This is a genomic window from Thermococcus pacificus, from assembly GCF_002214485.1.
Taxonomy (GTDB): domain Archaea; phylum Methanobacteriota_B; class Thermococci; order Thermococcales; family Thermococcaceae; genus Thermococcus; species Thermococcus pacificus.
The window spans coordinates 100,410-112,808 of the sequence record NZ_CP015102.1 but is presented as its reverse complement, the minus strand read 5'-3'; the positions used below and the strand labels follow the sequence as shown (position 1 = coordinate 112,808).

The window sequence follows — 12,399 nt, the reverse complement described above, 5'->3', positions numbered from 1 at the left end:
TTTTGCCTAGGATTTTGGAGAAGTATTTTTAGTGGCGGCGGGCGCGCCCGGGGGTGGGAACCCTCCTCCAGCGGCTTCCACCGGGGCTCGCTCACCCCCGCTACCCCGGGAGCGCCGCACGTCCCGCCTACCGTTGCTCCCTTCCGGGCCTGGCGGGGTTCGGCGGGCAAAGGAGGTTAGCGGAGCCCTCCAGCTCCGCCTCCTCCACCGCCGGCCCCCCGGGACGAGGGATCACCGTTATGCCCCGACTTCTGCCGCTGGATTTGGGAACCGCCCCCCGGGCTTCGGCCCCGGCATATCGACGGTTTCCGGTTACAGGGGACGCCGAACCCCCCGGCCTAGCCCGCCGCCGAGAGTAGTTATCTGGGCCGGATATATAAAGCTTTGGTAGGTCGAGAACCAAAGGTTGTCCACCTTTATATTGAAAAATTTTCATAAGGTTCTCCACCAACTTGTTCATGGGTGACGTCCAATGCGCCTTAATGAACATCCACTTCTGAGATTTAAACGGGGCAGAGAGGTCACTATATATTTCAACGGGCAACCAGTGAAGGCCTATGAGGGAGAACCCATCGCCGCGGCACTCCACGCCGCAGGAATAAAGGTCCTGAACTATTCTGCCAACGAAAAGCGCCCCAGGGGGCTCTTCTGCGCCATCGGGAAGTGCTCCTCGTGCCTCATGATAGTCAACGGTATACCAAACGTCAGGACGTGCATAACCCTCGTGGAGGGCGGAATGCGGATAGAACCCCAGAGGGGAAAGGCAAAGCTGCCCAAAGAGGCCAAACCCCCGGAGTTTAGGGACGCGAAGGCTGTGAAGGCGGACATAGTTGTTATCGGCGGCGGGCCCGCCGGTTTGATGGCGGCGATACACGCGGCCGATGCGGGGGCAAGCGTTGTTCTCCTCGACGAAAACCCCATGCTCGGAGGACAGCTCGTTAAGCAGACCCACAAGTTCTTTGGGAAGAGGGAGCAGTTCGCCGGCGTCAGAGGAGTGGAGATAGCGAAAATTCTGGAGAAAGAGGTCAGAAAGAGGGATAACATAGAGGTATTTCTCGAGACCTCGGCAGTGGGCATCTTCCAGGAGGGGGATGAAAAGCTCGTCCTCTGTGTGAGGAAGAACAAGGAACTCATGGAGTTCCGGGGAAGGGCACTTATAGTGGCCACCGGCGCTATGGAGAAGATGATACCCTTCGAGAACAACGACCTGCCCGGAATCTACGGTGCCGGGGCGATTCAAACGCTGATGAACACCTACGGGGTAAAGCCGGGCGACAGGGTTCTGATAGTCGGTGCCGGAAACGTCGGGTTAATCCTAGCTTACCAGCTCGTACAGGCCGGCGTTGAAGTTGAAGCGATAGTTGAGGTGATGCCAAAGGTCGGCGGCTACTTTGTGCATGCTGCCAAGGTGAGGCGCCTCGGAATCCCAATCCTCACGAGACACACAATCCTGCGCGCCGAGGGGAAGGAGAGGGTTGAAAGGGCTGTAATAGCCCAACTCGACGAGAACTGGAAGCCGATACCCGGGACGGAGAAGGTCTTCGACGTGGATGTGATAGCCCTCGCCGTTGGGCTGAGGCCAAGCATAGAGCTCCTCCATCAGGCAGGGTGCCAGATAAGGTTCGTCCGCGAGCTCGGCGGCCACGTAGCGGTTCGCGATGAGTGGATGGAAACAACGGTCAGGGGAATATTCGTTGCCGGAGACACGGCGGGAATAGAAGAAGCGACAACGGCGATGCTTGAAGGCAAGATAGCCGGCATAGCCGCCGCCCTGAGGCTGGGAATAGCTGAGGAGAGCTGGGTGAAGGAGATAGAGAGGGCCCAGCGCGACCTCGAGGAGTTCCGCTCCGGGCCCTTCGGAAGGCACGTCGCTGAGGGAATAAGGAAGCTTCTTGCGGGGGTCGGTGGGAATGTCTGAGATTCCTCCTTACCTTCAGAGGGGATACATAACGCCCGAGGAGCTTTTTGAGATAATTCCGAAGCCGAGCGAGGAAAGATTGGGGGCAAGACCCGTCGCGGTCCCGGAGTGTCCCCAGGAGATACCCTGCGCACCCTGCAGGGAGATATGCCCGACCGGCGCGATAAGCATGCCCACGCCGAACGACATACCCATAGTGGACTATGAGAAGTGCATAGGATGCTCCCTCTGCGTCCAGATATGCCCCGGGCTGGCGTTCTTCATGGTGCACTACGTTGGCGATAAGGCAAGGATAACGATGCCTCACGAGCTTCTGCCGCTCCCGGAGAGAGGGGAGGAAGTGGTTCTCCTCAACCGCGTTGGAGAACCCGTCGGGAAGGGAAAGGTTCTCACCGTCGTCCCAAGGGAGAAGACGAAGGGGGACACGCCGATAATCACCGTCGAGGTGCCGATTGAGTTGGCGTGGGACGTCAGGGCGGTTAAGGTGGAGAGGTGATCAAAATGTCCGGAAAGGTGATCATCTGTCGCTGCAACGACGTAACGGTAGAGGAAATCGAGGCACTCATAGACGAGGGCGTCACCGATATCGAGGAGATAAAGCGCCTCCTCCGCATAGGGATGGGGCCCTGCCAGGGGAGAACGTGCATACCGCTCGTGATGGCGATCCTAGCGAGGAAAACTGGCAAGAAACCCGACGAGATTCCCCTCCCGCGGGCCAGAGTCCCGATAAGGCCAGTCCGCGTTGAGGTGCTGGTGGGTGGTGACGATGAGTAAGGTCGCGATAATCGGTGGCGGAATAATCGGCGTTGCCACCGCCTACGAGCTTGCGAAGCTCGGAGAAGAAGTCATTCTCTTCGAGAAGAACTACTTCGGCTCCGGCTCGACCTTCCGCTGTGCCACCGGAATCCGGGCCCAGTTCACAGATGAGGCCAACATAAGGCTCATGAAGTATGCGGTCGAGCGTTGGGAAAAGCTTGAGGAGGAGCTTGGCTTTGACATCAACTTCAGGCAGACTGGCTACCTCTTCCTCGCGACGAGTGAGGAAGAGATTGAAGCCTTCAAAAACAACATCCGGCTCCAGAACAAATTTGGCGTTCCTACGAGGCTCATAGACATGGACGAGGCGAAAGAGATAGTCCCGATCCTCAACACCGAACCATTCTTGGCTGGGGCCTGGAATCCCAAGGACGGCAAGGCGAACCCGTTCAAGACGCTCTTCGCCTACCTCTTCCGGGCCAAGGAACTCGGCGTTGACGCGAGGGAGCACACCGAGGTGGTTGGTTTCGAGCACGAGGGGGATGTTATAACTGCTGTGAAGTTCAGGAGCAACGGGAAGGTCGAGAGCGTTAAGGTAGATGCCGTTCTGAACGCGGCCAACGCCTGGGCGCCGCTCATAAACGAGATGGCGGGTTTGAAGCGCGACCTCGTGCCGATAACCGCCTACAAGCACCAGCTCGTCAAGACGGAACCTCTTGAGAGGGGTCAGGCGGAGCCGCTTGTCTGCCCGCCGAGCTGGGACGACGCTTACATAATCCAGGACGGCGAGGACGGGGGAATAATCTGCGGCGCAGGGATAGAGCACAGGGCAAAAAGCCTAGACGACTACGAGCCGACCTACGACTTCCTGCGCGGCGTTCTCCGCTACGCCACGATGATAGCGCCGCCGCTCCGCTATGCCCACATCGTCCGCCAGTGGGCGGGCTTCTACGCTAAAACTCCGGACAAGAACCCCGCGATAGGGAAACTCCTCGACAACTTCTACATTGCCGCTGGCTTTTCAGGCCACGGTTTCATGATGGCGCCCGCGGTTGCTCAGGCCATGGCAGAGCTTATAGCCAAGGGGCGCTCAAAGGTTCCCCTCGACTGGGAGTGGTACGACCCCTACCGCTTCGGGCGCGGAGAGCTCCGCTCCAGTGCATTTCAGATAGGGTGATGCCCTGTTCCTTTACAATTTTTGCCACCCCCACGGCAAGAAAAAATTATAAAGGGGCCCCGGTTAACACCGTGAGGGTCATCATGAGGATAGTCTTCGACATAGGCGGCTCTGTTTTGGTCCCGGACGATCCGGACATCGATTTTATCAAGGCGATAGCGTACGAGCTCGTCAAGATAAGCGAGGACCACGAGGTGGCCGTTGTCGTCGGCGGAGGTAAAGTCGCCAGGAAGTACATCAAGGCCGCGAAGGAGTTCACACCCAACGAGACCTTCAAGGACTACATCGGAATCCACATCACGAGGGCCAACGCGATGCTCCTCATAGCGGCGCTCGGCGAGAAGGCCTATCCCTTCGTAATCCAGGACTTCCGTAAGGCCTGGGAAGTGATACAGCTCAAGAAGATACCGATAATGGGCGGAACTCACCCGGGCCACACGACCGATGCCGTCGCTACTCTTCTCGCGGAGTACCTTCAGGCCGACCTTCTAGTGGTCGTCACCAACGTCGACGGGGTTTACGACTCCGACCCGAGGAAGAACCCGAACGCTAAGAAGCTCGATAGAATAACCCCGGAGGAGCTCGTTGATATAGCGATGGAGGCTGAGAGCAGAGCGGGAGGAAGCGGCGTCGTTGATGCCCTCGCTGCCAAGTTCATCCAGCGCGGAAGGATAAGGACCTACATCGTCGGCAAGGAGGACGCCTACCACCTCTTTGACGTGGTAAAAGGCAGGCACAGCGGGACTGTTGTGGAGCCTTAATTGCTACTTTCTCTTTGCCAACTTTTCTCCGCAAAGCTTTGGGATTTAATCCCCTCTCACGAAAGCCACCTTTTTATACCTCTTCCCCCTTCTTTCTCCGGTGGTGTACATGAAAATCGTGGTTGTCGGTTCTGGTACAGCCGGGAGCAACTTCGCCCTCTTCATGCGCAAGCTCGACAGGAAGGCCGAGATAACCGTCATTGGGAAGGAGCCAACTATGCAGTATTCACCGTGCGCGCTCCCCCATGTGATAAGCGGAACGATTGAGAAGCCCGAAGATGTCATCGTCTTCCCGAACGAGTTCTACGAGAAGCAGAAGATCAATCTCATGCTCAACACAGAGGTTAAAGAGATAGACTGCGAGAGGAAAGTCGTGATAACCGATAAGGGCGAGGTCCCCTACGACAAGCTCGTCTTGGCTGTTGGCTCGAAGGCCTTCGTCCCTCCGATAAAGGGTGTTGAGAACGAAGGTGTTTTCACCCTCAAGAGCCTCGACGACGTGCGCAGGATTAAATCCTACATCGCCGAGAGGAAGCCGAAGAAGGCCGTCGTAATTGGTGCCGGCTTAATAGGCCTCGAAGGGGCCGAGGCCTTTGCCAAGCTAGGCATGGAGGTTCTCGTCGTTGAGCTGATGGATCGCCTAATGCCCACGATGCTTGACAAAGATACCGCGAAGCTCGTCCAGGCCGAGATGGAAAAGCACGGCGTTTCATTCCGCTTCGGCGTCGGCGTGAGCGAGATAATAGGAAGCCCGGTCAGAGCCGTTAAGATAAGCGAAGAGGAAGTTCCGGCAGACCTCGTTTTAGTTGCCACCGGCGTCAGGGCGAACATTGATCTGGCCAAAAAGGCCGGTCTTGAAGTCAACAGGGGAATAGTCGTCAACGAGCACCTCCAGACGAGCGACCCGGACATCTACGCGATAGGCGACTGTGCGGAAGTTATTGACGCTGTTACCGGACAAAGAACCCTCAGCCAGCTCGGAACCTCGGCCGTGAGGATGGCCAAAGTTGCCGCAGAGCACATAGCGGGCAAAGACGTTTCCTTCAGGCCCGTCTTCAACACGGCAATAACTGAGCTGTTCGGCCTCGAAATCGGCACCTTTGGAATCACCGAGGAGAGGGCGAAGAAAGAGGGCATCGAGATAGTTACTGGCAAGTTCAAAGGCTCGACCAAGCCCGAGTACTATCCCGGCGGAAAGCCCATAACCGTCAAGCTAATCTTCAGGAAGTCAGACAGAAAGCTCATAGGAGCGCAGATAGTCGGCGGTGAGCGCGTCTGGGGCAGGATAATGACGCTTTCAGCCCTGGCGCAGAAGGATGCGACGGTGGAGGATGTGGCCTACCTTGAGACGGCCTACGCCCCACCGATAAGCCCGACGATTGATCCGATAACGGTCGCAGCTGAGATGGCGATGAGGAAGTTCCGCTGAGCTTCCGTTTCTTTTCTTCTATTATGCCGTTGAAACATCAACAAAGTTTAAGTGTTCTTCCGGCAACTTGAGTTTTAGGTGATGACAGCCATGAGAATAGAGAAGAGGGATAAAATCCTGCTGGGACTCGGGGCGGGAGTTCTTCTGGCCTCATCGCTGAGAGTCTTTGTGGCCGGCGCCTACTCAAGCCTTGAAAAAACGTTCTTCTATGGGGTGAACTTCCCCTCGGGAGCAGGCATACTGCTCTTCATCATAGCGGCCTTCCTCGTCGGGAGGATGAGCAGAAAGGCCGGAGCGGCCATCATGGCCCTCTATGCGCTCGCTTCCCTGGCAACAGACGCAACGGAGTACACTCACCTCATAGCGGCCTTTGCCCTTCCCGTGGCCCTTGCACTGGTCAAGGAGGTCGAGGTGAGGTATCTTGCCATAGGCCTCGTGGCCGATCTGAGCCTCCGCGTCCTGGCCGTGGGGGGCGAACCCATTGACTTCCCGCACACGAGGGCTATCCTTGCGCTGCTGCTTTTCCTCGGGGCCTACGCCCTCTGGAGAGAACCCGGAACGCTGAAAAAACCCGGCTTCGGCCTCTACGCTTTCGCGGCTCTGCTCGAGCTGGGCCTTATCTACCCGAACGCCATCATGCGCTACTCCGGCTTTAACGTCTATTATCTGCCTCAGTTCGTCGGCTTCTCCTTCGTGGTCGCTCTGGCGATCCTACTGGGCCCGTACCTGTCGAAGAGGCCGGGCCTCGCCGCCACCCTGCTGGTTCTCGGATCGGCATCACTCTTCGTGAAGCCGGCCGGCCTCATAGGCCTTCCTCTGGCGCTCGCCTCGACAGTGGCGCTCCTTGAAAGCGCGAAGGGCAGCAGGGGCGGCGTCATCGGGGCCGTCTACCTCTTCCTTATGGCCACTCTAGCCCTCGGAGCCTACGTCGGGAGGGACATAGGTCTGGCGTTTATGGAGGACAGGCTTGAAGCCCTAATTCTGGCGGCGTCGGTAGTCTACGCTCTGAGCGCCTATAAAGGGAACGTTGAGGTCGAGCTTCCAAGTGTAAAGGAGATCGCAGGCTCCCTGGCCGGTCTTGTAATAGTGGCCGCCATAGTGCTGGCGCTCTTCAACGCGGGCCCGAGCTACGAGCCGGCAAAGAAGGAAGTTCTAATCTGGACCTACAACGTCCACCAGGGATTCGGGCCGTACGATGGAACCTTCAACGGCTACGAGCTTGTAAACCTCATCAGGGAGCAGAAACCGGACGTCTGGGCCGCCCAGGAGGTCGTTGGTGGGATGATAGGGAACGGCTACCAGGACGTGCCGCTGATGATGTCAGCATACCTCGGCTACGCCTACGAGTATAATCCCGCCGTTGAGGGAACCTATGGCATAGCGGTCTTCTCCCACTGGCACATGAAGACAGAAGGTGAGCTCAACCTTAAGAGCATCGGCCAGGCTAGGCCCGCCCAGAAAGTCTCAATAGAGGAGCTCGGAATTACTCTCGTCAACGTCCACATGGGGCTGAGCGAGGAAGAGCGCGCGATGCAGGCGGAAGAGCTGCTCAGCTTTGCCGAAGCCTCACCGGCCGCCCAGATCATAGCGGGCGACACCAACGCCGAGCCGGACGAGAGGGCCATAGAGATACTCACGCGCGACTACCGCGATGCCTTCGAGGAGAGGCCGCCATACACATTCAACTGGGGAGATGTAGATATCGAGAACATAGACTACATCCTCCTCAAAAAGGACTGGCCCGCGGAAGTGAAGGACTACGGATGCCTCTGTGATGTTGAAGTGTCGGATCACAGGCCAGTGTGGGCGCTGGTGGAGATTCCGTGAGCTTTTTAGCCTTTCTTCTTAATTTTCCACCATGAAGTGGTCAACGAGGACAAGGGTCAGCAAACTGATGGCCTACATTCTGAGGCACTCTCCGGAGGAGTTCGGGCTAAAACCGGACGTGGAGGGCTTCGTTCCCCTAGGAGAGCTTTTAAAGGCATTAAACACGGTCTATCCAGACGTTGACGAAGAGTTCGTGCGCAATATCGTTGCGAACGACCCGAAGGGCCGCTACGAAATCAAGGGAGATAGAATCCGCGCCCGCTACGGGCACAGCTTTCCGGTAAGTCTGAACCACGAGGAAGACACTGAAAGCCGCTTTCTCTACCATGGAACTCCAAGAAGAAACCTACCGTCCATTCTCAGAGAGGGCCTGAAGCCGATGAAACGGCAGTTCGTCCACCTCAGCACGAGCAAAAGCGAGGCCCTCGAAACAGGTAGGAGACATGGAAGGGACGTGGTTCTGCTCATTACAGATGCCGACTGCCTGAGGAGAAATGGGCTGAGGATTTTCAAAGCAGGGAAGAACGTGAGGATAGTAAAGGGGGTTCCCCCGGACTGCATCATTCTTGAAGTTTGAGCGCCAGCAGGAAGGCAAGCCCCAGCGGAACCAGCGTGCTGAGAAAGTTCAGAGTAAAGCTTATCCCCGCTAGATAACCTCCGATTAACGGCCCCACTACCCAGCCAAGGCTCATCATGGCGTTTAGCAGGCCCATTCCCTGGGCCCTCTCGCTAACCTTAACGTTCTGGGCGACGTAGGCTGATGTCGAGTTTATCGTCAGAATCCACTTCACACCGGAGAGGAAAGCCACTCCAAAGACGAGCCAGACGTTTTTAACGAAAGCATAGAGCAGGAAGGCCAGGCCGTAGCCCGCTATGGCCAGCAGGTAGAACCTCTTGGCACCGTACCTGTCTATCAGCCTTCCAAGGAAGTAGCCGGTTAAGGCCGCGGCAAGGCTTTCAACCCCAAAAATAACCCCAACGCTCCACTCGCCGAAGGTCTCCTTGAAGTAAACCGATGAGACGCTGTAGAACTGCCCGCTCGCTATCATGACGAGAAAAACCGTAACGTAGAACAGGCCAAGGTGGCCGCGCATGAGTTCTTTAAAGGCCGAGCCCTTAACGGTCGCGCGCCAGCTTTCCCTGCCCTCCTGGACGAGTATCATGCCAAGGATGGAACGTTTTCCACTCGGTCTCTCTCTTATCAAAAGAACCAAACCCGCGGAGAGAAAGAGCAGAAAGCCAGCGATGACGAAAACGCTTTTTATGCCGAGGTACTCGACGACGAATGACCCCAGAAAGTTGCCCACCATGTAACCGGCGTTCTCTATCGAGTTGAAGAGGCCGAATATCGAGCCAGCCCTCGTTGAAAGCTCCGAAATGAGGGCCGAGTGAGCGGGCGTCATTGCCGAGCCGAAAACGCCCTGGAGGGTCCTCAGAATTAAAACACCGGTTGCAGAGTTGACGAAGGCTATTGCAGTGTAGAAAACTCCAATCGAGGCCGCCCCAAAGGCTATGAAGGCCTTTCTGTTGCCGGTTGAGTCGGAAAGCCAGCCGAAGGGGTACTGAAAAACAGTGGAAGTTAGGTTGAAGGCGACACTGAGAAGGCCAACCATGAACATGCTCGCGCCGAGGAGGCTCATGTAGACGCTCAGATAGGGAAATGCCATGCCGAAGGCGACGTTTGCGATAAACATCGCTATGGCCAGAATCAAAATGTTTCTCCGCTTAACCCTGAGCTTTTTGAGTTTTAGAGTCCTCTCACGCTTTCCCTGGATGACGACCCTTTCACGCTTCGGCATCAGCCGAAAGAACGATGGGGGCTTTATAAAATTTCCGTCGAAAGGATAAGAAAAGAGTTGGAGTCAGCCCATCTGGAGGGCCTGGCCGCGCAGCTCGCCACGCTCGAAGCGGTACGGGTCGTACCACTCAACCGGGAGGTCTGTCTTGCCCTTCGTTATCAAGTCGGCAACCATCTCCGCTACCGCTGGAGCCATCATGAAACCGTGGCCACTGAAGCCAGCCGCTATGTAGTAGTCGCTCAACTCCTCGATTTTGCCTATGGCCGGGTTGCTGTCGGGTGTTTTGGCATAGTAACCGGCCCACGTCCTCAGGATGAGGAGCTCCCTCAGAGCGGGGATTATCTTGGTGAAGTAGTAGCTCACCTGGCGCATGAACTCGTACGTGGGGTTTAAATCGTAGGTCGGCCCCTCCTCGTAGCCAACGCCGCCAACTACGCCGCCATGGGCGGTCTGCGTGAGGTAGGCGTGGCCGTAGCGGAAGGAGATGACCATCGGCTTAACCGCGCCCTTCTTTATCGGTTGTGTAATGACGGCCTGGTGCTTGTAGGGCTCTATCGGGATTTTTGTCCTTATACCCGCCATCGCGTTGACGAGCTTGGCCCAGGCGTTGGTGGCGTTGATGACGATGCCGGTCTTTATCGTTCCCCTGCTCGTTTTCAGGCCCTTTATCTCGCCGTTCTCAACAATGAAGTCCTTCACTTCCGTGTATTCCACGAGCTTCGCCCCGAACTCTTCAGCGTGGAGGGCGAATTTGGCTGTGGAATGGAAGGGGTCAGCCTTTCCATCTGTGGGGTTCCACGAGGCAGCGACAACCTCGCTTATATCCAGGAGGGGCACTATCTCCTTTGCCTCCTCCGGCGTTATGAGCCTCGTGGGAACACCGAACTTGTTCTGTATCGCGATGTTCTTCTTGAACTCTTCCACTTCCTCATCGTCGTAGAGAAGGAAGAGATAACCTGTCTGCTCGAAGGGGAAGCCGTACTCTTCACTATAGCGCTTCCAGAGTTCAACGGAGCGCTTCATAACCTGGACGTTGGCCTCGTCGTTGAACTGCTGTCTTATGCCCGTCCCGCAGCGGAAGGTTGAACCTGAGCCTATAAAGCGCTTCTCTATAACTGTAACCTCTTCCCCGCGCTTAGCTAACTCGTGGGCTATCGTGACTCCGACTATTCCGCCGCCTATGACCGTTATCTCACTCTTTTCTGGGAGAGTTTTCGTCGGCATCTTCACTCCCCCCTCGCGACGACCTTCATCTTGACGTTCTTTATGGGCGGTCTCGCGACCGGGATATCGAGTTTGTCCATGGGCGTTCCAGTCCTCTGGGAGGCGAGCAGAGCCCCGTTGAAGAGGCAGAAGCGTCCCTGGCAGAATCCCATAGCGAGGTGCGTGAGCCTCTTTATGATCTGCAGATCGGTTATGCCGCTTTTTACAACGTCGTCTACCTTCTTGAGGTTAACGTCGCAGCCGCATATCTGCACGTCCTCAAGGTTCATATCCCCCAGGCTGAGGGTGAACCTCGGCATGCTCTCGGGTTCGTACTCCTCAAGCTTCTCCCTGTAAACCGCTGGGCTGGCATCGTAGCCGAACTCCCTGAGGATGTAGGCACCAACGAGCCTGCCCTCAAGGTAGTTGGCGTAGTGGGGCTTTATGCTCACGGCGCTTCCGGCGACGTAGATTCCGTCCCTTATGCGGTTTTGTCCATCGGTGACGGGCACGTAGTAGCCGTACCTGAACTTCAGCTTCGCTCCGGCCTGGGTCACGGGGTTTATGTCCGGAATGCGGTAGTCGCTGACTATGACGGCATCGACCTCGTATACGTTCCCGTTCATGTCTATGAGCCTCTCGACCCTTTCCCCACCCTCGGCGCGCTTGGGATTGGGAACGACCACGTACTCTATGCCCCACTTCTCAAGCTCCGGGATTATCCTCTCTGGTTTTCTACCTACGACCGCCACCCGCTTACCGGGGGCGACGCCCCACTTGTTGATAACCTCGAGGGCAAAGTCCAGCCTGAAGACACCCGGGAACTCGTTGTTCTCGAAGAGGACTATGTTCTCAACGGCACCGGTGGCGAGGACAACCCGCTTGGCCATTATTTCAATCAGCTGGTCACCCTTGACAACTGGAACTAGGAAGTACTCGCCCTCATCAAAGATCCCGAGTGCGGTGGTGCCGGTGAAGACCCTGACGTTTTCGTTGAACTCTGAGGTTAGCTTTTTCACGACCTTCCTCGGCTCCTCATCAAAGCCACCCTGGGGGACGCTCTCAATGAACATGAGGCCCCCGAGCCAGCCTTTTTCCTCTATTAACGCCACGGTGAGGTGCTCCTGCACTTCGAGAGCGGCGCCGATACCTGCTATCCCCCCACCTATGACCGCAACGTCCACCACTTCCCTGAGCGGCTCCTTGCCCCCGTCTACCTCAACGGCCTCCTGGAACTCGCCGTAGTTCTGTCTCTCAACCCTCATGCCGTCCCTAACTTTGAGCTTCCTTCCGTTGACGTTCTTCACCCCGTTTACCGTCACCGGGAGCGGCCCGAAGGTGAATGCTCCCCTCTTTCTCCCCTGAAGGCTCGTTGTGAGCCAGTAAATGCCGTTGGCTAGCATAGCAACAGGAAGTTTTTCACCCTCGTAGGCCTTGTAGGGCTTCCCCTCAAAATAAATCGTGATTTTCTTAGAAGGGTCCTTCTCGGTCAGGTCGAGCGGTCTCATGCTCCCACCTCGAAAATTTTA

General features: G+C 56.7%; 11 protein-coding genes and 1 other RNA gene. 8 read left to right on the top strand and 4 right to left on the bottom strand.

Annotation, left to right across the window (positions count from 1 at the left end; genetic code table 11):
- Positions 1-35: 35 nt before the first annotated feature.
- Positions 36-349, bottom strand: an RNA gene (gene ffs / locus A3L08_RS00695) — signal recognition particle sRNA.
- A gap of 123 nt (positions 350-472) precedes the next feature.
- Here ffs and A3L08_RS00690 point away from each other — a divergent pair.
- From A3L08_RS00690 to A3L08_RS00655, 8 genes are all read left to right on the top strand, one after another.
- Positions 473-1,918 (top strand): FAD-dependent oxidoreductase, encoded by a 1,446-nt coding sequence (locus A3L08_RS00690; protein WP_088853217.1) that lies wholly within the window; start codon positions 473-475, stop codon positions 1,916-1,918.
- Positions 1,911-2,414, top strand: coding sequence for a 4Fe-4S dicluster domain-containing protein (locus A3L08_RS00685; RefSeq protein WP_088853216.1), 504 nt, complete (start codon positions 1,911-1,913; stop codon positions 2,412-2,414). The genes A3L08_RS00690 and A3L08_RS00685 overlap by 8 nt, the downstream gene beginning before the upstream one ends.
- A 5-nt stretch (positions 2,415-2,419) precedes the next feature.
- A complete protein-coding gene (locus A3L08_RS00680; RefSeq protein WP_088853215.1) occupies positions 2,420-2,692 on the top strand; it encodes a (2Fe-2S)-binding protein in 273 nt (90 codons plus the stop codon).
- A complete protein-coding gene (locus A3L08_RS00675; protein WP_088853214.1) occupies positions 2,685-3,851 on the top strand; it encodes an NAD(P)/FAD-dependent oxidoreductase in 1,167 nt (388 codons plus the stop codon). The genes A3L08_RS00680 and A3L08_RS00675 overlap by 8 nt, the downstream gene beginning before the upstream one ends.
- An 83-nt stretch (positions 3,852-3,934) precedes the next feature.
- Positions 3,935-4,612: a UMP kinase gene (gene pyrH, locus A3L08_RS00670; protein WP_088854848.1), complete on the top strand. Its 678-nt coding sequence runs from the start codon at positions 3,935-3,937 to the stop codon at positions 4,610-4,612.
- 109 nt (positions 4,613-4,721) lie between these two features.
- Complete coding sequence (locus A3L08_RS00665; protein WP_088853213.1) at positions 4,722-6,041, top strand: NAD(P)/FAD-dependent oxidoreductase; 1,320 nt, start codon at positions 4,722-4,724, stop codon at positions 6,039-6,041.
- A 90-nt stretch (positions 6,042-6,131) separates the two neighbouring features.
- Entirely contained in the window at positions 6,132-7,868 is a 1,737-nt protein-coding gene (locus tag A3L08_RS00660; protein WP_088853212.1) for an endonuclease/exonuclease/phosphatase family protein, read from the top strand.
- Positions 7,869-7,899: 31 nt separating this feature from the next.
- Entirely contained in the window at positions 7,900-8,445 is a 546-nt protein-coding gene (locus A3L08_RS00655) for an RNA 2'-phosphotransferase (RefSeq protein WP_088853211.1), read from the top strand.
- Here the strand turns inward: A3L08_RS00655 and A3L08_RS00650 are convergent.
- The 3 genes from A3L08_RS00650 to A3L08_RS00640 all read right to left on the bottom strand — a co-directional run bounded on the left by A3L08_RS00650 (position 8,429) and on the right by A3L08_RS00640 (position 12,378).
- Positions 8,429-9,667, bottom strand: a complete 1,239-nt coding sequence (locus A3L08_RS00650) for an MFS transporter (protein WP_088853210.1) — start codon at positions 9,665-9,667, stop codon at positions 8,429-8,431. The genes A3L08_RS00655 and A3L08_RS00650 overlap by 17 nt on opposite strands.
- 63 nt (positions 9,668-9,730) lie before the next feature.
- The gene (locus tag A3L08_RS00645) at positions 9,731-10,891 is read right to left on the bottom strand and encodes an NAD(P)/FAD-dependent oxidoreductase (protein WP_088853209.1); all 1,161 of its coding nucleotides are present in this window, start codon (positions 10,889-10,891) and stop codon (positions 9,731-9,733) included.
- Between the two features lie 2 nt (positions 10,892-10,893).
- Complete coding sequence (locus A3L08_RS00640; protein WP_088853208.1) at positions 10,894-12,378, bottom strand: FAD-dependent oxidoreductase; 1,485 nt, start codon at positions 12,376-12,378, stop codon at positions 10,894-10,896.
- Between the last annotated feature and the right edge of the window lie 21 nt (positions 12,379-12,399).